Below are 20,907 nucleotides of genomic sequence, written 5' to 3' on the forward strand. Positions count from 1 at the left end.
TAGAAAGTGCGGCTAAAAATTCTGATGTTTTTAATTGTGGAGAATTGATTGATGAAATTGGAAATCTTTGGTTAGAAGATGTGGAGGATTTGCTTAAATTTTGTAAATTTTAATATCATAAGGTAGTTGTGTAAAGATTATTTAAATGTGATTTAAAGATAATAAATAGGCTTAAAATGGGAAAATCAAATTTTATTTTAATTAGTAAAACTTTTCAAATTTCTCCGTTATTTACCTTTATATTAAAGGGAATTGATTTTGCTTTTTAATATTAAAGCGAGTAGAATTAGGCTCTCAATTTTATTTACTTTTATGTGGAAATTTATATGTCAGTATTTAATACATTTGTTGAATTTGTCGCGAGAATTGTTGCACCAATGCAGCGTCAATTTATTAATTTTATCCGTATTGCTATTTTTATTGTAATGGCATGGATCGGTGGTTTGAAAGTTTGTCAATATGAGGCAGATGGAATTGCCCACTTTGTATCAAATAGCCCATTTTTTAGCTATATGTATGAAAAAGGGCCAAATTTAGTGCCGAATGATAAAGGAGAGTTAGTGATGGAATATACACTACACAAAAATCCTGAAGGAAAGATGGTTGCAAAAAACATCGAATGGCATAAAGAAAATGGCACCTATACGGCTTCTTACATTATTGGAGCAATTATTGTTACTGTTGGTATTCTTACTTTAGCTGGTATTTGGAATGCAACGGCAGGTTTAGCAGGAGGCCTACTGACATTTGGCATGTCAATAGTCACGCTGTCATTTTTAATCACAACGCCCGAGGCTTGGGTGCCTAATCTAGGTGGAGATTTACCAACGCCAGCCTATGGTTTCCCTTATTTATCTGGAGTTGGTCGTTTAGTGATTAAAGATATTATTATGATGGCAGGTGGCTTAACAGCTGCAGCAGAGTGTGCAAATCGAATTTTAGCACGTAAAAAATAAGTTTATCGATATAAAAACAGCTCCAAGTATAAATTGGAGCTGTTTTTATTATCACGACTAGTTAAATATTGATCATTACGTTTTGTATTATTAATTCATAATGCCTTTATGTCTTAATAAGATGTCTAATTGTTGATATATTAAATTTAAATCTTTCCACCAACCCCTTTAAATTTCTCTACAAATGCAGCAATTTTTTGGAAAATTGTCTGCTTTTTAGTGAGATATTGTGGAGTAAGTGGACTCATTTTTGGCAATACTTCATTTAACGCTGTGCCGTTTTCACTGGCATATTCGCGTTTTAATGAAGTGCTGATATAGCGTTTTGCTGCATCGACATTCAAATTTTCTTCTTGAATTAAGGATTCTGCTTCTTTTCGCTGTTCTGCTTGAGCAAATAGGAAGAATGAGTCAATTAAAGTCGCTTTATCGGGAATATCATCTAAATTTGTTTGGTTGATAAAATCGACAATCAAGCTCTCTTTAGCACGGTTACCTAAACTTGAACGAACTGTGCGGCGGATTTCATCAATTAACACCTCTTTGTCTTGGTTTTTCTTATGATGCTCGAAAATTAACGCAAGAATATAATCCAAATTGATTTCTTGAGATTTTAATAAATCCACTTCAAATACGACATCGTCCCAATTTATCGGCGAATTATCTTTATCATTCCCTTCTTTTCTTTGGCGTAGCCAATCGCGAATATCATTATAAGTTGAACGATAATCTTGCTCCGCTCTTACTGGTAAAGTGGGTACTTTCAGCATTTCTGCAATTTGTTCATCATTCACATAATGTACTTGCTTGAATTTCTCCATTGCAATCGGATCATTTAAATCGACCGCTTGTAAGGCTTGCAATGCTGCAAACTCATCGTAATTCTGCAAAATATTTTCGACACGTAGATATTCGCCAAATAATTTTACAAACTCTTTTTTATCTTGCTCTGTTTCGATTTCTGTTGGATTAGGAAAGCGATTTTGTAGCTCTTGAACAACCTCTAAATAACCACGTTGATTTTCATCACCATTAAAATAGGTTTCGTAGCTTTTCTCTAAAACCATATTTTTGGTATTGTCATCGCCAAATAGCGTGATTGCATCAATGGTATTTTGTTCCAAATCGCGGAAAGTGACGATATTCCCAAAGGTTTTAGTTGTGTCATAAATGCGGTTGGTGCGAGAAAAAGCCTGCATTAATCCGTGATAACGCAAGTTTTTGTCCACGAAAAGAGTATTCAACGTAGGGGCATCAAAGCCTGTTAAGAACATTCCGACTACAATCAGTAAATCCACTTCCTGATTTTTCACACGTTTGGCAAGATCGCGATAGTAATTTTGGAATGATTGACTATCTACGCCATAATTCGTGCCAAAGTAGTGATTGTAATCATCAATGGCTTTTGTTAAAAATTCTTTTGCCGTACTGTTTAGAGCAGTGGGTTCAAAGGTCTCATCTGGAATATCGCCAATTGCATCTTGTTCTTCATTGGCGGCAAACGAAAAGATTGTTGCAATTTTTAACGGATGCTCCTGCTCTGCCTGTAAATTTTGTAAGGTTTCGTAATAACGTTTTGCTGCTTCCACACTGCTTACCGCAAACATTGCATTAAAGCCTTTACCTGTGGCATTCAAGCGGTGGGTTTTTTGTTTAAAATTGTTAAGCAAATATTGCGAGATTTCTTTAATACGCTCAGGGTGTAAAAAGGCTTGTTTCTGCTCAAGTGCGGTTAATTTTTCAGGATCTTTTTCTGTTTCTAAGGCTTTAAATTGTGGGCGGACATCGTTGTAATCGACCTTGAATTTCAGTACTTTGTCATCACGAATAGCATCGGTAATCACATAAGAATGCAATTCCGTACCGAACACACTTGTTGTCGTTTCCGCACCTAATGCGTTTTCAGGGAAAATAGGTGTGCCAGTAAAACCAAATTGATAGAATTTTTTGAATTTACGTTTTAGATTTTTTTGTGCTTCGCCAAATTGGGAGCGATGTGCTTCATCGAAAATAAAGACCACCTGTTTTTGATAAATAGACAGGTTTTCTTCACTTTTCATTAAATTATTCAATTTTTGAATGGTGGTTACGATAATTTTGTTATCATCTTTTTCAATATTGCGTTTAAGCCCAGCGGTACTTTCCGACCCATTCACGCTATCAGGCGAAAAACGCTGATATTCTTTCATCGTTTGGTAGTCTAAGTCTTTACGATCGACCACAAAAAAGACTTTATCAATAAAATCAAGTTCAGTCGCAAGACGAGATGCTTTAAAACTGGTGAGGGTTTTGCCTGAGCCTGTGGTATGCCAAATATAGCCACCACTTTCTTTGTTGCTCCAATTTTTGGCGTGATATGAACTTTTGATTTTCCATAAAATACGCTCAGTGGCGGCAATTTGATACGGACGCATAATCAATAGAGTGTCGGAAACATCAAACACGCAGTAATTTACCAACACATTGAGCAAAGTATTCTTTTGCAAGAAAGTTGCGGTAAAATCCTTTAAATCTTTAATCAGAGTATTTTTTGCCGTTGCCCAATTCATTGTGAAGTCGTAGCTATTCTTATTGCGTTTAGTCGTATTAGCAAAATAGCGAGTATCCGTGCCATTAGAAATGACAAAAATCTGAATATATTTAAAGAGAGAATTTTCTTTATTGAAACTTTCTTTGCTGTAACGGTGAATTTGGTTAAAGGCTTCACGAATCGCCACGCCACGTTTTTTCAGTTCAATATGCACAAGGGGTAAACCATTCACCAAAATTGTCACATCATAACGATTATCATAGCTGCCTGTTTGCTCAAATTGATTGATGACTTGCAGAGAATTATTGGCAAGATTTTTCTTATCTAGCAAATAGATATTCTGAATGCGTCCGTTATCGAACACAAAATCATAAATATAATCATCGTGAATTTTGCGGGTTTTCTCAATCAGATTATCGCTCGGTTTATCCAAATATTCCTCTAAAAAACGTTGCCATTCTGCATCGGAGAAAATAACATTATTCAACCGTTGTAATTGAACACGTAAGTTTTTAATCAGTTCATCGTGATTATTAAGCCCTTGTAAATACTCATAGCCTTGAGCCTGTAAATCACGAATAAACTCACGCTCAAGGCTCCCTTCCGTTTGGTAACCAGCATTAGGTTCTTCCACAAATTTATTATATTGATCTAAAACGATAAAATTATTGGATTCAGCGATAGTTTTGTATTGGGTCATAAGTAGTTCCTTAATGCTTTTGCTTTTTCAGATCTTTCTGCCAGTTTTCTAAAATTTCTAAATCTTCATTATCAGCTTGTATGCGTTTTTGTTGTTTTCTGACCTGATCAAATAAGGCATATTGTTCTTTGGTAAAGGTTTCCATTTGTTTTACGGTTCGGGTTCCATTACCGATAAGCAACGGAAAACCGTTAAATTCAATTAAATTATCGACATTATTACGCCAGAAATTTAATGTGAGATCTTGACGATTTTTAACGCGTAATTCAGCACTTTCTAAAAAGATCATCACTAAACGATTCAAAGAATCTAATTCATCATGAGTTAAATAGTTTTTAGCGGTAATAATATCGCCTTTACGTACAACAGCACCTTTCCAAGAGGTAAGACCCATATTAGGCAATTTGGCATTTGCACGCGTACAAATAAGCTCTGCGGCGGTTTGTTGTGTAATGGCATAAATCAACTTATTTTGTGTTTCTGCAAAAAACATTTGAGTGACTTTATCTGTTTTATCGTAGTCACTGGATAATTTAAATAACTCTCGTACTTTTTGATAAAACCGCAATTCACTGGCTCGAATTTCGCGAATTTGTTCCAGTAATTCATCAAAATGATCAAATCGACCTTGAGGATTTTTCAACCGCTCTTTATCTAATAGAAAACCTTTATCTAAATAAGTACGTAATTGCGTATTCGCCCAACGACGAAACTGTACACCACGAGGGCTGCGCACACGAAAGCCGATGGCGAGAATCATATCAAGGGAATAATGTTTTACTTGATATTGTTTGCTATCTTGGGCAGTTATTAAGTAATCCTTAATAACTGAAAACTCATCTAACTCTTTGTCTTGTAATATGTTTTTTATATGAGTGGTTATATTTGGTACAGAGGTGTCAAAAAGTTCCGCAAGCTGATTTTGAGTCAGCCAAGCCTCATTTTCGATAACTAATAAAGCAACGTGAGATTTACCATCGTCAGTGTTGTAGATGATTAAGTCGTTCATATTTTTACTCTGTTATATTATCAGTTTGTGGGTCTTTAATATTTTCTTCTATATAGAAACCATAATTATTAATTAGATGTTCAAGTAAATATTTAACAATCTTCTTTTCGGCATCTGTTGGCTCAGCGATTATCTCATTTGATAACGTAGAGTGACTAGTAAAATTGATTATACGAGTGTAATAGCTTTGTCTTGCATCATCATTGGGTAATAGATTTGACCATCCTGAATAACCAAGAAAGTTAGCAGCTTTTTCATATAAATTTCTCAGTAACATGAAGTGATATTTTTGAATATCTTTAGGTTCAACTTCTTCAAGTAGATTTTTTAGAAAAAGATGATAGGAGAAACTCTTGTTTGAACCACCTTGTTTCACCTCAAGATCAAATCTTTCTTTTTCATTCTTATTTTCATCTTTTCTTAGAATATAACCATTTTTTGCTCCAAGTTCATTGTATAAAACGTTATAAAATAAAGGATTGTGTGTGGTGATAATAAATTTTATAGTATCGGGACTATCTTTGACTAATTCTGCTAAATCAACAGCTAATTGAATAAGATGATTTTCATCCAATGAACTTACTGGATCATCAATAAAGATATATTTAAGTTCATCAAATTCATTAGTAGTGCGTTCACTAGGCTCTGAGATATTTAATTCTGCAACAACTTGTTCAATTAACGTATGAAAAATACTCCAAATAAAATTACTTTCTTCCCCCTTCGATAGTTTTATATTTTCTTCAGGCGTATCATCTCCACGTGCAAAACTGAATGTAATTTGATTATTTTCTATATCAAATTTAGGCATAAGTTTTTCATCACAATAATGATGAAATTTTCCAATTACTTTACCTTCATCCCCTTGATCTCTAATCAACCAGCGAATAAAAGAATTTGGTTGAATCTTTAATTTTGGTTCTGTGTCATTAAGTAGATCATTATCCCAATAGAATAAATCTTCGGTAAAGGCATTGAAATAAAGAATTTTTCTTCGTGTTAGATCTTCTTCATTGTCATGATTTTCTTTAGGTGCAATAAGATTCTTAAAGACTTTTGATAAACGGGTTTTTCCACTTCCATTAAAGGCGTAAATTAGATTAACCTTTTTATCAGAATCTCTTAATTGTTTTGCAATTTTGTCTAAACTTTTAGTCATATTATTCTCTGCCAGGGAAATTCAATAATAATTCTCGGTAATATTCATACCGCTTTTGGCTTTGTTCAATCGCTAAAGGCAAGCCTTCGGTGATGGAATTGGTTAAGGTTTCAAATTTATCTAGGATTGAAACGATACGTTGTTGTTCTTCGATAGCTGGAATAGAAATTTCTAATTTTTTTAGCTCACTGGCGTTTAGTGCTGGAATTCCTGTAAAAGAGCATAAATTATGAATCTCTTTTTGAAAATGAAGCAATATATGGTAAAGAAAGCGAATATTTAATTTATAATCTGATTTTACAGTGACAGAATAATTAAGATTTCCTCGAAAATATTTACCTTCTTGCCAAGTAATTGAGCCAACTCCAGCACCTCTTGTTGTAATGCCAATCGGGTCATTTTCAGTATTCCACTCATTAATGAATCCTAAAGGTTCACGACCACTGTTAATGACGGGATATATTCCAGGATTTTGTGAAATTGAATATTTACTAACTGCTTGACCTGTTTTTATGTTTGTTACTTCTCCTAGAGGCTTCCACTCAAACCCAACCTTCCCAAGCTCTTCTTCACTTAACAATTTCTCCCGATAGTATTCATATTGTTTCTGGCGTAGTATAAGCTCGCTGGTAAGCTCGCTGGTAAGCTCGCTGGTAAGTGCTGTCAATGCGTCCAAAATTTTTACGATTTCGGTTTGGACGGAGAGTGGGGGGATGGGGATTAGGATTTTTTCCATCTGGTGGCTCATTAGTTTGGGATTTCCCATACCTGAATAAACATGATTCTTTGCTTCAATTGAAAGCCAATAAAATAAAAATTTATAGTTCAGTTCAAGGTTATTTTGAATTTTTATCAAGCCACAAACATTTGTGATTGAGAATTTTCCTGAACGATAAAATACTGTTCCTGCATTAGCACCATCAGTAGTCCAACTAACAAATTCTCCATCAAAGTCGAATGAGTTTATTTTTCCAATTTCACCATTATTTACAGTTTGAGAACTATATACAGGATAATCTCCTAAATTATTAGCTAAATACTCCTTTGATATAACTCTCCCTCTTGTCAAAGAGGCTACTTTAATCAAAGGCTTCCACTCAACTTCAGCCCCATCCAATAATTTCTCTAAAAAAGTGCGGTTGTTTTTCATCGTATTTTTTGTTGCTCCTCGTAGGGTGGGCTTTAGCCCACCACCTGTTATCGTAAATTGGTGGGCTGAAGCCCACCCTACATTTTACCCTTCAATTTCTGCCACAATCTTGTCAATCTCCGCACGCAAGCGGTCAATATTGGTAACAGTTTCACGAATTTGAGCATTGAGTTCATCAATATTAATCACTTCACGAGTGTCTTTTTGTTCCACATACGAACTTACTGCAAGGTTGTAGTCATTTTGGGCGATTTCTTCAAAGGATATGGATTTTGCCAAATGCGGCACATCCTCTTTATCGGCAAACAGTTTGAGGATTTGCTCGATATGTTCCTCTTCTAAAATGTTGTTATTAGTGGCAGATTTAAATAAACCGCTGGCGTCGATAAATTGAGTTTGCGTATTGGGTTTGTGTTTGGAAAGCACCAAAATATTTACGGCAATACTGGTGCCAAAAAAGAGATTTGGCGCAAGCGCAATCACCGCGTCCACATAGTTATTATCCACCAAATATTGACGAATTTTTTGCTCGGCACCGCCACGATAAAAAATACCAGGGAAGGAAACAATCGCCGCGCGGCCTTTTGCTGAAAGATAACTTAACGCATGTAAAATAAAGGCAAAGTCCGCTTTAGATTTCGGTGCAAGCACACCTGCGGGGGCAAATCGTTCATCGTTAATCAGTGTTGGATCGTCGGAGCCAGCCCATTTCACGGAGTAAGGCGGGTTAGAAACGATGGCATCGAAAGGTTTATCATCGCCAAATTGTGGTTCCATTAAGGTGTTACCTAAAGCAATATCAAACTTGTCGTAGTTGATGTTATGCAAAAACATATTCATACGGGCAAGGTTGTATGTGGTATGGTTAATTTCCTGCCCGAAAAAGCCTTCTTCAATAATATGTTCATCAAATTGTTTTTTGGCTTGAAGCAAAAGTGAGCCAGAACCTGCTGCAGGGTCATAAATTTTATTGACCGAGGTTTGCCCGTGCATTGCAATTTTAGCAATGAGTTTGGAAACACTTTGTGGGGTGAAAAATTCGCCACCAGATTTGCCTGCATTGGCGGCATAGTTAGAAATAAGATATTCGTATGCATCGCCAAATAAATCAATGTGGTTATCTTCAAATTTGCCAAAATCAAGTTCAGCCACGCCTTTCAAAACAGCCGTTAAGCGGTCGTTTTTATCTTTTACGGTATTGCCCAAACGGTTGCTGGTGGTATCAAAATCGGCAAATAACCCTTTAATATCTTGTTCAGACGGAAAGCCCGTCGCTGAGTTTTCAATATCAGTAAAAATCTGCTTTAAATCGGTATTCAAATTAGGATTGCTGCCAGCATTAGCTGCGACATTCTTAAATAATTGGCTTGGGTAAATAAAGTAGCCTTTGGTTTTAATGGCATCTGTTTTAATGTCAGGTGTAATGATTTCATCAGGTAATTGTGCATAATTTACGCTTTCATCGTCCGCTTCAATGTAATTGGCAAAATTTTCGCTAATAAAACGGTAAAAAAGTGTGCCAAGCACATATTGTTTGAAGTCCCAGCCATCGACCGAGCCTCGCACATCATTAGCGATTTGCCAAATACGGCGTTGAAGTTCGGCACGTTGTTGAATTGCAGCAACCATAAAATCCTCAGAATATTTTGTGTAATGAGTTGGATAGATATGTGAAAAATTATACAGGAAATTAGTCTATTCTGCGTGAATTTCTATGCGTTTATCTTACAGCTATTTGTAAAAATAATGTCTCGTTTGCAGGTTTTGTCTAGATAAAGTGCGGTTAAAATTTACTATGTTTTTATGTCGAGGAAAATATTTGAGAAAGGGCATGTTGTGCATGCCCTATAGTTTGACGTATTAGTTCATAATTCCTTTATGTCTTAACAACGCATCTAATTGCGGTTCACGGCCACGGAAGCGTTTGAAGAGTTCCATTGGCTCTTCTGAGCCACCACGCGTGAGAATTTCATCTAAGAATGATTTGCCGGTGATTGGGTTGAAAATACCTTCTTCTTCAAAGCGTGAATAAGCATCAGCCGATAATACTTCAGCCCATAAATAGCTGTAATAACCTGCGGCGTAGCCCCCTGCAAAAATATGGCTGAAGCTGTGTGGCGCTCTTGCCCAATCTACGCCTTTTATGACGGCAACTTGTGATTTCACTGATTTAAGTGTATCCAAAATTTGATTGGTTTTTTCCGCATTAAAGGTGTGATGTAAACGGAAATCAAAAATCCCAAATTCAAGCTGACGTAAGATAAACATCGCAGCTTGGAAATTTTTCGCTTTTAACAATTGCGTGAGTTTTTCTTTTGGCAACGGCTCGCCTGTTTCGTAATGCCCTGAAATAAACGCCAAAGCCTCTTCTTCCCAGCACCAGTTTTCCATAAATTGACTTGGTAATTCCACAGCATCCCAAGGCACGCCATTTATACCCGCCACATCGGATACATCAATTTGCGTGAGCATATGATGGATTCCGTGCCCAAATTCGTGGAATAGCGTGGTGACTTCATTGTGAGTAAATAACGCTGGCTTATTCCCTATAGGGGCGTTGAAGTTGCAAGTCAAATAAGCCACAGGAGTTTGAATACTGCCATCGAGTTTTCTTTTACGTCCGATACAATCGTCCATCCACGCACCACCACGTTTATGTTCGCGTGCATATAAATCAAGATAGAAACTGCCACGGAGTTGATCATTTTCATCGATTAAATCAAAGAAACGTACATCTTTATGCCAAGTATCCACGCCTTTGCGTTCAACTGCACGAATATTGAAAATACGTTTAATCAATTCAAACAGTCCTGAAATTACGCGATTTTCGGGAAAATATGGGCGAAGTTCTTCATCGTTAATAGCGTATAAATGTTGTTTTTGTTTTTCGCTGTAAAAACCAATATCCCAAGGCGCAAGTTCAGTGACACCAAATTCTTTTTCACAGTAATCTCTCAATTCTTGTAATTCTTTTTCGCCTTGTGGTTTGGCTCGTTCGGCAAGATGATCTAAGAAATCAAGCACTTGTTGTGGGTTTTCTGCCATTTTTGTGGTAAGTGAAAGTTCGGTATAAGTATTAAAACCGAGTAATTTCGCCAGTTCCACGCGTAACGTAAGAATTTCTTCCATAACTTTACTGTTGTCCCATTTGCCAGCATTAGGGCCTTGTTCAGAGGCGCGTGTCGCATAAGCACGGTACATTTCTTCACGCAACGCACGATTTTCGCAGTAAGTCATCACAGGGAGATAGCTTGGGATTTCTAACGTAAAACGATAACCTTTCAATCCTTTACTTTCGGCAGATTGTTGTGCTGCCTGTAGTGCGGATTCAGGTAAGCCAGCAAGTTCTGCTTCATTTTCAATGAGTTTTTCCCAATCCATTGTGGCATCTAATACATTATTGCTAAATTGTGAATTTAATTCCGATAAGCGTGCCACAATTTCGCCATAACGTTGTTGTTTCTCTTCGGAAAGCCCAATGCCTGAAAGTTCAAAATCACGCAGTGAATTTTCAATGGCTTTCTTTTGTGCAATAGAATAATCGGCAAATTCAGCACTATTTTTTAACGCTAAATAAGCATTATAAAGCCCTTTATGCTGCCCAACCCAAGTGCTGTATTCAGAAAGTAAAGGTAAACACTCTTGATAGGCTTCACGTAATTCAGTGCTATTTTTTACTGAATTGAGATGAGAAACGGGCGACCAAGCACGATTTAAGCGATCATTAGTTTCCGTTAAAGGCAAAATGAAATTTTCCCAAGTAAAGTGCGGTTGTTTTAACACTTGTTCTATCGTATTGCGACAATCTTGAATTAATTTTTCAACAGCTGGTCGAATGTGTTCTGGCTTGATTTGTGAAAATGGCGGTAGGCCTTGAATGTTAAGTAATGGATTTGACATAGACATAAATGTTCCTTTTTTGAAAACTGTTTTTTATGTGACGGCAAATTCTATAATATCAAGGTTGAAAAATCTAAAAAATCAGTAATAATAGTTTGCATTTTCTTTTTTATTAGGAACATTATGAAAATTATTTACATTATTTTAGGTTTTCTTTCACTTGCAATTGGCATCATTGGGATTTTTCTTCCTCTTTTGCCTACCACGCCTTTTTTATTACTTACTTTATTTTTCTTCACAAAAGGTTCAAAACGCTTAGAACAATGGTTTTTAGGCACAAGTATTTATCAAAAACATCTCAAGTCCTTTCATGAAAATCGATCATTAAAGAAAAATACCAAAATTTTTATTTTGACTTTTGTTACCACAATGCTACTAATTGGTTTTTATTTCACGCCAAGTGTAATAGGGCGTAGTGTTATTGTTGCGTTGATTTGTATTAAGTTTTGGTTCTTCTTATTTTGGATTAAAACCGAAAATGAATAATTTGTTCGCTTTGTGCCAACGAAGTGCGGTTATTTTTTCTATTATTTTTACGGTGGAGGCTTGTGATAAATTGGATAGTCCTAAGCCTATTTCGCCACAAATTGAGACACAAAAAAATACTCAATTAGAATCTAACCGAGTTGAATTAAAACGTGGCGTTTATAGCGATTTGACTTTGCAACCTTGGCAAGCACAAAGCGAAGAACAAATTCAATTATTACGAGATCTTTTTGAAGGATTAACAGCTTATGATGTGCAAGGTAATCTTGTTCCAGCTGTAGCAGAAAATTGGCAAACCGAAGACAATAAAACTTGGATTTTCACTTTGCGTGAAAATGCTAAATGGTCAAATGGCGAGCCTATCACTGCATCAGATTTTGTACAATCTTGGCAAACACTTTCTCAATCTGAAAGCCCACTTAAAAATTATTTGGCTTTTATGAATCTGAAAAATGCGAAGGCAGTATTGGAAAAAGCGTTACCTGTTGAATCCCTAGGATTGTTTGCTGAAAATGACCGCACTTTACGCATTGAATTAGATAAAGCATCGCCATATTTACCTTCTATGCTGGCACATGTGAGTCTTTTGCCTCACTATGCTAAATCGACTGAAATATTTATCAGTAATGGCGCATATCAGTTACAAAGTCAGGCTGAAAATCAGCATATTTTAACTACCAATCCTTATTATTGGGCGAAAGAAAAAGTGATATTTCAGCAAGTGAAGTATCAAAAAATTTCCGTTGATGCAGATTTGTCTGATTTTGATGTTGTAATGAATCCGAAAAAAGTCGATCAGAATATCCAAGATTATCCGCAACTTTGTACTTACTTCTATGAGTTTAATCTTTCCGATCCTGTGTTACAAAAAAGTGCGGTAAGAAAAGCGATTGTTTCGATGATTTCTACCAATAATTTGGTTGCAGATATTGCTCATCTTCATCCTAGCAATATTTTTTTGCCAAAATCTATGCTAGGTGAGCAAGAATCTGTTTGGGAGCCAGTTGTTGCAGAACAGCTCTTTTCCCAAAATCAAATTAGTGAAACTCGTCCATTGAAATTACGTATTCGTTATGATGATTCATCTCTGAATGAAACCATTGCAATGCGATTAAATCATCAATTATCACAATCTGATTTATTACGAGTTGAAAATCAAGGGATGAACTGGCAAGAATTGCAAACCGCCCGCACAAAAGGCGATTTTCAATTAATTCGTTCTGGCTGGTGTGCTGATTTTAATGATCCTGCAGCATTTCTAAATTTATTCTATTCAAAAAGCCCAGATAACAAAAATGGCTATAAAAATGCGGAATTTGATCGTTTATTTGAAAGTGCAATGACGACGACATCCGAAAAAGTGCGGTTAGAAAATTACGCGAAATTAAAAGGGATAGTTCAACAAGAGCATTTAGTGTTATCTATTTTTCAATATAGTACGCCAGTTTATCTCGCGCCAAGTATAATGGGTGCACAAGTAAATTCTGTCGGTGCCATTTATAGTAAAGATTTGTGGAGAAAGGTTCAAAGTCAATAATTGCCCTTGCAATCAAGGAAAGAATTCTTTAAGATTGGAGGCATTGGGGACAACTCCTACATCGTCCCCTTGCGATTATCTTAGATAACTGTTCCGGAACAGCTAACTAAACAACAGATAATCAAGAAAATGAAAAAGGCAATTTTTTTCATTTTACTTACTCCTGATAAGCCCCGCTCTTTGGAATACGAGACGGGGTTTCTCGTTTTTAGCAATATGCTAAAAAATCTTTTGATTATTCCATAACATAAAGTTTAAATAAAAAAGCCATACTGTTCAATATAACAGTATGGCTTTTTTAACATATCTTATTTGTTAAATAATCTCTTCCTGGCAATGTGGACAGGTCATTAAATGTTGTTCGTCATTGTTATGCACAATGTAATGCCCCATTTTTTTCGCTTTTGTATCAAGATATTTTGTGTTGTAGCGGTTTTCGCCTACATTAAGCGGTACTCGTTCAACCACGTTGATACCTGCTTTTTTCATGGTTTCTACTTTTTCTGGGTTGTTGGTCATTAAGCGAACTTTTTTTACACCAAGTAGCTCAAACATATCGGCACAGACTTCAAAGTTGCGTTCATCCGCTTTGAAACCTAAAGCAAGATTAGCTTCAATGGTATCCATTCCTTTATCTTGTAAAGAATAAGCACGGATTTTATTAATCAAACCAATTCCGCGACCTTCTTCACGATGATAAATTAAGACTCCGCGACCTTCTTCTTGAATTTGTTTTAATGCTGTCGCCAGTTGGAACCCACAATCGCATTTTAAGCTGTGAAGCGCATCGCCAGTTAAACATTCAGAATGGATACGTGCTAATACAGGTTCATCAGCATTAGAAATATCGCCCATCACTAAGGCTACATGTTCTTTTTTTGTATCTGGGAATTCAAATCCCACCATTTTGAAAATACCGTATTCAGTGGGTAAATTGGCTTGCGCAACTAGCTGAATTTTTGCCATAAAGTGATCCTTATTCGTAGTCATTTCTGTTAGAATGCGCGCGTTATTTTTTATTATCAAGGGGCGAGCATGTTCAAAAGGCTGTCATTATATACGTTATTACTTTGTCTTGTACCATTTTTTATTTGGGGTATTTCCTATCAATGGCATGGTAATAGCCAATTAACTCAAGCTGATTATTGGCTTTATTTGCTCACTGAAACGGGTAGCGTACCTTATGCGTTGATTACCTGTGTGTTATTTACGCTTTTGTTTGCGTTTTTATTTAAAAATCCAAAACAATGGCTATTAGGCGTAATTGTGATGGGGATTTCAGTTATTGCAACTCAAGCGGCAAAAACAGGGGCAAAAGCATTATTTGAAGAACCTCGTCCGTTTACCGTTTATCTAGCTGAGCAAACTCATTCAACGCCTGAAAACTTTTATAAAAATGACCGCACTTTGCGTGCTGAAATAGCTAAGAATTTTTATTCGATGGATGCTATCACACCAGCTTGGTTAGTTCATCATTATGAGAATGAAACGGGGTATTCGTTCCCTTCTGGACATACGATTTTTGCGGCAACTTGGCTAATGCTTGCTGTTGGCTTTACCCAATTATTGGGTAACCGTTCTTTTAAAGCAAAATTGCTGGTGGTGGGTATTGCAGTGTGGGGCTTATTGATGTTGATTAGCCGTGTGCGATTAGGCATGCATTACCCAATAGATTTATTGGTGGCGACATTACTGGCATGGTTGATTAATGGCATTATTTTTGCCTTTTTAAAGAAAAAGGCGATCTTCGTCATGAAATAGTATTAGGTGCTGACTTGTCTATACAAAATTGTGTGTTTTAAACCACCGTTCTATATTTTGAATAATAAATTGGGGAAGTAATATTTCTTGTTCTAAGAAAGTTTTATCCATGATGAAATAATTCATGTTTTTTAGATTTATTTCTGAAGGTTTTCTTTGTTTCCCTGATAGGTAATAATAGGTTGTCCACAATACTGGTAAAGAACTATTATTCCAAATATCTTCATATCTTTGAATTGAAGCATCAAACCAAAATCTAAACCAGCAGTGACGTTTATTTTTATATGTTCCTTTTTGGTTAGGACAGTCTGCTAATGTTAATAGAATATAAGGAATTTGATACTCTTCAAGTTTATTGTATTCCCAAATTTTTTGTTGATTAGCTAATATAATAAATTCAATAGGTTATAAGTTTTTTGCCGAAAAACTAATTTGACGATAATATTTTTGCCAATTTTTTCTGAATGAATTTTTTAATTCAGTCCATGCGTTTTATTTGGTGATAATGGAAAATATGATTGGTATAAATTGCTTTAGTTTAATTTTATGGGGCAGAATTCGCTTTTTGGGTAATTAGAAAAATTGCTATTAGAGGATGGCACTGTATTAACATTTTTCTCAAATAAAACTTGAGCACAAATAGGGCAGTGGCATTTGGGTGTAGTATCTTTTAAACCTAACGGTTTATTACCAAATTCAATAATGTACTCCTTGACAGTGATTAAAATTTCTTTGCTTGGATGGTTTTGCTTTTTCCATTTTTATCCTATTTGTTATACACTAAAGAATAAAGCATAACAGGCTTAAATTTTGATGAATTATCCACAGTACAAATAAGGCGTTATTAAAATAATTTACATTCTACTATAGGATAATAATTATTCTGATGATTGGATGAGTTTTCTAGATAATCATTCTGATAAAACAAAAGGATTACAGGTAAAATTACAGACTTGTGAGTATTTTGGGTTAGTATCAAAAAAGTATATAGGTACTGTAAGAGATAAATGGTAATACACAATATATTATTTTATTGTGGTTTTAAAATTACGATTTTGGTACTTTTAGTATAAAGTAAGGGCTATTTTTATTATTTACGAGCACCAAATATCGCAATCAATTCTTTCACTTTTACGCGTTTTTCTGGGTTTTGGCTAATAGAACGTTGGACTTTTACCCGTTTAAATTTAGCACCGTTATAAATTTCACGCGTAAATTTAGTATCGTGATTCGAGATCAATATCGAAATTTGTTTTTCTTTTTGTATAGATTTCGCTAAATCTGCCAAAGCACGTTGCTGCACTAGTCCAAACTCATTCCCTGCATAACCAGTAAAATTAGTCTCTTGTTGTAGCGGAGCATAAGGTGGATCACAATAAATCACCGAATCCTTATCGGCAAATTCAAAAGTTTTTTGAAAATCACAGCATAAAAATACCGCACTTTGCGCTTTATGAGCGAAATAACGTAATTCATCTTCTGGAAAATAATGAGTTTTGTAAGCTCCAAAAGGCACATTAAATTCATTCTTGCTGTTATAACGGCATAATCCGTTAAACCCAAAACGGTTCAAATATAAAAAAATAATCGAACGTTCGAAAGGATCTGTTGATGCATTGAATTGGCGACGTTTAGCATAGTAATAATCGGGTGTATTGGCATCATCAGCGAAGAAAATCGGCTTACAATCTTCAATATAACCCTCTACATTTTCTTTAACAATATTGAATAGATTGATTAAATCAGGGTTGATATCTGCCAAAATATAGCGTTCAAAATTAGAATTCAGAAATATCGCTCCAGCACCCACAAATGGCTCAATTAAGCAGTTTTTTTTGTTTGGAAAGGCTTTATTTATCTCGTCCGTTAAACGAAATTTTCCCCCCGCCCATTTTAAAAATGGACGGTGTTTTAACTTAGGTTTTAAAGATTGTTTTTTCGGACGTAACATCTTAATCCGTTTGAGTACAACGACGAATTGCGTTTAACACGAGGGTATGATCGGTATCATTCGCCACATAAGCTTGGCCTAGAGATTTGAGTAACACCAGACGCAATTTACCCGATAGAACTTTTTTATCACGCATCATATGCGGTAAATAGTCTTCTGGCTGCATCGTATCCGGTGATACGGTGGGCAAATTGGCACGAGCAAGTAATTTTTCAAGGCGAGACACATCTGCAATAGAAATATCTCCAAGTTCTTCCGAAAGCACCGCTGCCATCATCATTCCCGTCGAAACAGCTTCACCATGAAGCCAGTTTCCATAACCTAAGTGAGTTTCAATGGCATGTCCAAAAGTATGTCCAAGATTAAGCAATGCACGATCGCCTTTTTCTGTTTCATCTCTCGCAACAACATCTGCTTTAATTTGGCAACAACGAGAAATACAATGTTGAAGCGCCTCAGGATGCAAAGCGACAAGTTCATCAATATGTTGCTCTAGCCATTCAAAAAATTCGTAATCTAAAATGGCACCATATTTGATAACTTCGGCAAGCCCCGCGTTTACTTCACGTTTAGGAAGCGTATTAAGCGTGAGCGTATCAATAATAACCATTGATGGCTGATAGAACGCGCCAATCATATTTTTGCCTAATTCATGATTAACCGCCGTTTTACCGCCCACTGAAGAATCCACTTGTGAAAGCAATGTGGTTGGCATTTGAATTAAACGCACACCGCGCTGATAACTTGCCGCCACAAAGCCAGCAACATCGCCAATTACGCCGCCGCCCAATGCAATAATCGTGGTATCTCGCCCATGATTATCTTGCAAAAGTGCGGTGAAAATTAAGTTTAAAGATTCAAGTGTTTTGTATTTTTCGCCATCTGGCAATAAAACATGATCGACTACGCAACCACGTTTTTCCAACGCATAGATGACTGTATCAAGATAAAACTGTGCAACCGTGGGATTCGTTACAATCATCACGCGATCCCCACGTTTAATCGGGTAACTACGTTCATCTTGTAACAATCCGCTACCAATTAAAATAGGATAGCGACGCTCTTGCAATTCCACATTGACGCACAACATAATTTATCCTTAGGTGTGTTTAAAGCGCACCATTTAATCCATTCATATTATCAATTAAATCAACAATTTGATTTACCATTACTTTGGCATTTTGTTCATCAGTTGGCAAAGTGATGTCCGCAATTTCTTCATAAAGCGGATTGCGAATTTTTGCTAAATCTTCCAATACTTGACGAGGATTCTCTGCATCTTGGAGCAATGGACGTTTTTTATCACGTTGAGTGCGTTGGAATTGTTTTTCCACCGTTGTTTCTAAATAAATTACAATACCACGTGCTGATAAATAATTACGGTTTTCCTTAGAAAGCACTGCTCCCCCACCAGTTGAAAGTACAATACCTTGCATTTGTGTGAGTTCGTTAATAATGCGTTCTTCACGTTTTCGGAAGCCGTCTTCGCCTTCCAAATCAAAAATCCAGCTAATATCCGCGCCCGTACGTTCTTCAATCACTGCATCGGAATCAATAAAATCCATATTAAGCTGTTGTGCTAATTGACGACCGATAGTACTTTTACCTGCACCCATTGGTCCTACTAAAAAAATATTACGTTTTTCCGCCATTGTTTTTTATCTAATTAAATTAAAAGTGAAATAAAATTCGATCATTTCTAATGAAAATAAACTGCGTAAAAATGCAGAAGATAGAAAGATCTCCCAAAAAATGGGGTAGATTATCGCAATAAATCACCCTATTTTTCAACCTTTATAGGGAATTTATTTTCCACGAGAAAGCATCTAAATATGGAATAGTTAAAATTCTTAATCATCTATGAAGTCTTCAAACCTAGGACTAATAACAAAAATAGCGCGTTAAATACGCGCTATTTTTAGCCTATTTTTCAATTTTATTTTTTAGGTAATGCATCAGTTGAAGCATTAAATTTCACATTTGATGAAGTGTAAGCCTCAAAGTGCGGATGTTTTTTCATAAATTTTATGAAACTTTCTGCATCAGGCAAGTAGGTATCAACGCCTTCATATTTTGGATCGTTAAATAATTTACCAAAGGTTTTATAACCGTCTTTACCGCCTGCAACATAAGCATTTGTTCCGACAAGATAACGTTTGTTATCATCAATCGGTTCCCATTGTTGGGTTTGTTTATTCAAGACTTCAACACTCACTAAACGTTTACCTTCCGCATTTGGTGTTTCATTCGCTTCATAACGAATACCTGCACCATAAGGGAATGCGCCTGTAGAGCCATCAACCAAAGCAAATTGCATCGCATCTTCAAGCACTTGTTTCACTAACGAACCTTCCATTTTATAGGTATATAACGTATTCCCGAAAGGTAAGAAAGTATAAGCATCGTTAAAGGTTACATTGCCCGGTAAAATATCTGCGCGTACACCGCCAGCATTTTGAATAGTTAAATCCACTGTTTTGAGTTCGTTATACATTGTTTCTGCAATAAAACGCGTTGCAATAGAACCTTCTGGATTAGATCCTGCTTTATTTGGGATACGGTTTGCTGAACCACCTGGCATTGCAGAACCAGTGATAACGCCCACAATTTCTTGTGCTAAGCGATCTTTTTCACTTTTATATTTAGCAATAAGCTTATCGGTTTTTGCATCGTGATCATCAAGTGAAATACTTTTCATTGATTTTAAAGTATCAAGTGCTTTTTTACGTTCATCGCCAGTTAATTCAGCCCATTTACCTTCCGAATTTTTCACTTGAAGTTTATGAGAACTCATTAACACGTGAGGAATTTTACGAGTAATAGACGCTATACCTTCAGGACTGAATTTAACACCTAAATCCCCCACCACGGCAGAATAAGCCCAGCCTTCCATTACAAATACAGGCTCTCCATTTGGATTTTTAAATTCAAGTGGATATTCATAGATTACTGGAAGTTTTAAACTACGTAATTCATCATTTCCGTATAAATAATGTGAATCGCCAGTAACGATCACATCAATATCATTTACTTTTTGAGCAATTTCGATATTTTTTTCACTACCTGCGTGTGAAAGTAGGATAATTTTATTAATTCCTTGCTGTTTTAGCGCATTTGCCATAATTTGTGCAGTAGCAATTTCATCATAAAACTTCACATCCTTACCCGGAGAAGAGGAATTCACTGTTTTATTCACGGTATCTAAACCGATAATGGCAATTTTTTCTCCATCCACAGTGAAAATATCGTAAGGTTTCCATTTGTTATACAAAATTGAACTTTTATCAGGAATCACATTAGCTGAAAGCACAGGGATTTTTAATGGTTCAAGCAGTTTTAATAACCCTTCATTACCTGCGTCAAATTCATGATTACCTAAAGTAAAATAATGAAAATTACCTGCGTTCATCACAGCTGCATCTGCAGAACCACCAAACAGCGTGAAGTAAAGCGTACCAGTAATGGCATCGCCTGCATGCAGTACCAATGGATTTTTGTATTTTTTACGCAATTTGTTAAGTTTTGCATTGACAGCAGAAAAACCACCAATATCCACTTTGGTTTGCTGACCATTTAAATTAATCCGTGTTTCGTGCGGTTCTAAATAAGAATGGTGATCATTGATGTGCAAAATACTTAATTCCACAGCTTTGTGAGCTTGTGGTGCCTCTTTGGCAAGAGCTACACTAGTGAAAAGCATCGCAAATGCACTGAGTGCAAAGGTAGCTGATTTTTTGGATAAAAGCATAAAAACTCCTATTGGTAAGG

15 protein-coding genes are annotated in these 20,907 nt (G+C 36.0%); 4 read left to right on the plus strand and 11 right to left on the minus strand.

Annotated features, from left to right (window positions below; translation table 11 throughout):
• Window positions 1-326: 326 nt before the first annotated feature.
• Complete coding sequence (locus HMPREF2644_RS02035) at window positions 327-956, plus strand: YkgB family protein (RefSeq protein ID WP_005658466.1); 630 nt, start codon at window positions 327-329, stop codon at window positions 954-956.
• 146 nt (window positions 957-1,102) lie between these two features.
• Here HMPREF2644_RS02035 and HMPREF2644_RS02040 read toward each other — a convergent pair whose 3' ends face one another.
• The 6 genes from HMPREF2644_RS02040 to prlC all read right to left on the minus strand — a co-directional run bounded on the left by HMPREF2644_RS02040 (window position 1,103) and on the right by prlC (window position 11,404).
• Window positions 1,103-4,186, minus strand: a complete 3,084-nt coding sequence (locus HMPREF2644_RS02040) for a type I restriction endonuclease subunit R (protein WP_011271929.1) — start codon at window positions 4,184-4,186, stop codon at window positions 1,103-1,105.
• A 10-nt stretch (window positions 4,187-4,196) separates the two neighbouring features.
• Window positions 4,197-5,195: a virulence RhuM family protein gene (locus HMPREF2644_RS02045; protein WP_038440857.1), complete on the minus strand. Its 999-nt coding sequence runs from the start codon at window positions 5,193-5,195 to the stop codon at window positions 4,197-4,199.
• A 4-nt stretch (window positions 5,196-5,199) separates the two neighbouring features.
• Window positions 5,200-6,354 carry an AAA family ATPase gene (locus tag HMPREF2644_RS02050; RefSeq protein WP_038440859.1) on the minus strand — a complete coding sequence of 385 codons (1,155 nt, stop codon included), beginning with the start codon at window positions 6,352-6,354 and terminating at the stop codon, window positions 5,200-5,202.
• A 1-nt stretch (window position 6,355) separates the two neighbouring features.
• A complete protein-coding gene (locus tag HMPREF2644_RS02055) occupies window positions 6,356-7,504 on the minus strand; it encodes a restriction endonuclease subunit S (protein WP_061401302.1) in 1,149 nt (382 codons plus the stop codon).
• A gap of 84 nt (window positions 7,505-7,588) precedes the next feature.
• Entirely contained in the window at window positions 7,589-9,133 is a 1,545-nt protein-coding gene (locus tag HMPREF2644_RS02060; protein WP_044332227.1) for a type I restriction-modification system subunit M, read from the minus strand.
• A 231-nt stretch (window positions 9,134-9,364) separates the two neighbouring features.
• Window positions 9,365-11,404 (minus strand): oligopeptidase A, encoded by a 2,040-nt coding sequence (prlC, locus tag HMPREF2644_RS02065; RefSeq protein WP_070828198.1) that lies wholly within the window; start codon window positions 11,402-11,404, stop codon window positions 9,365-9,367.
• Window positions 11,405-11,527: 123 nt separating this feature from the next.
• Between prlC and HMPREF2644_RS02070 the strand changes: the two genes are divergently transcribed.
• Both HMPREF2644_RS02070 and HMPREF2644_RS02075 read left to right on the plus strand, forming a co-directional pair.
• Window positions 11,528-11,890: a YbaN family protein gene (locus HMPREF2644_RS02070; RefSeq protein WP_005648761.1), complete on the plus strand. Its 363-nt coding sequence runs from the start codon at window positions 11,528-11,530 to the stop codon at window positions 11,888-11,890.
• A complete protein-coding gene (locus HMPREF2644_RS02075; protein WP_070828194.1) occupies window positions 11,883-13,427 on the plus strand; it encodes a peptide ABC transporter substrate-binding protein in 1,545 nt (514 codons plus the stop codon). The genes HMPREF2644_RS02070 and HMPREF2644_RS02075 overlap by 8 nt, the downstream gene beginning before the upstream one ends.
• Window positions 13,428-13,742: 315 nt before the next feature.
• Here HMPREF2644_RS02075 and ribA read toward each other — a convergent pair whose 3' ends face one another.
• The gene (gene ribA, locus HMPREF2644_RS02080) at window positions 13,743-14,393 is read right to left on the minus strand and encodes a GTP cyclohydrolase II (protein ID WP_005629111.1); all 651 of its coding nucleotides are present in this window, start codon (window positions 14,391-14,393) and stop codon (window positions 13,743-13,745) included.
• 69 nt (window positions 14,394-14,462) lie between these two features.
• Here ribA and HMPREF2644_RS02085 point away from each other — a divergent pair, with 69 nt between their 5' ends.
• Window positions 14,463-15,188, plus strand: coding sequence for a phosphatase PAP2 family protein (locus HMPREF2644_RS02085; RefSeq protein ID WP_011271925.1), 726 nt, complete (start codon window positions 14,463-14,465; stop codon window positions 15,186-15,188).
• Window positions 15,189-16,278: 1,090 nt separating this feature from the next.
• Here HMPREF2644_RS02085 and HMPREF2644_RS02090 read toward each other — a convergent pair.
• The 4 genes from HMPREF2644_RS02090 to nadN form a co-directional block, all read right to left on the minus strand.
• The gene (locus HMPREF2644_RS02090) at window positions 16,279-17,139 is read right to left on the minus strand and encodes a Dam family site-specific DNA-(adenine-N6)-methyltransferase (RefSeq protein WP_011271924.1); all 861 of its coding nucleotides are present in this window, start codon (window positions 17,137-17,139) and stop codon (window positions 16,279-16,281) included.
• 1 nt (window position 17,140) lies between these two features.
• Window positions 17,141-18,229, minus strand: a complete 1,089-nt coding sequence (aroB, locus tag HMPREF2644_RS02095) for a 3-dehydroquinate synthase (protein ID WP_005688099.1) — start codon at window positions 18,227-18,229, stop codon at window positions 17,141-17,143.
• A gap of 19 nt (window positions 18,230-18,248) precedes the next feature.
• Window positions 18,249-18,791 (minus strand): shikimate kinase AroK, encoded by a 543-nt coding sequence (gene aroK / locus HMPREF2644_RS02100; protein WP_005658483.1) that lies wholly within the window; start codon window positions 18,789-18,791, stop codon window positions 18,249-18,251.
• 284 nt (window positions 18,792-19,075) lie between these two features.
• Window positions 19,076-20,887 carry an NAD nucleotidase gene (nadN, locus tag HMPREF2644_RS02105; protein WP_005653867.1) on the minus strand — a complete coding sequence of 604 codons (1,812 nt, stop codon included), beginning with the start codon at window positions 20,885-20,887 and terminating at the stop codon, window positions 19,076-19,078.
• Window positions 20,888-20,907: the final 20 nt, after the last annotated feature.

It is taken from the genome of Haemophilus sp. HMSC071C11, assembly GCF_001837655.1.
GTDB lineage: Bacteria > Pseudomonadota > Gammaproteobacteria > Enterobacterales > Pasteurellaceae > Haemophilus > Haemophilus influenzae.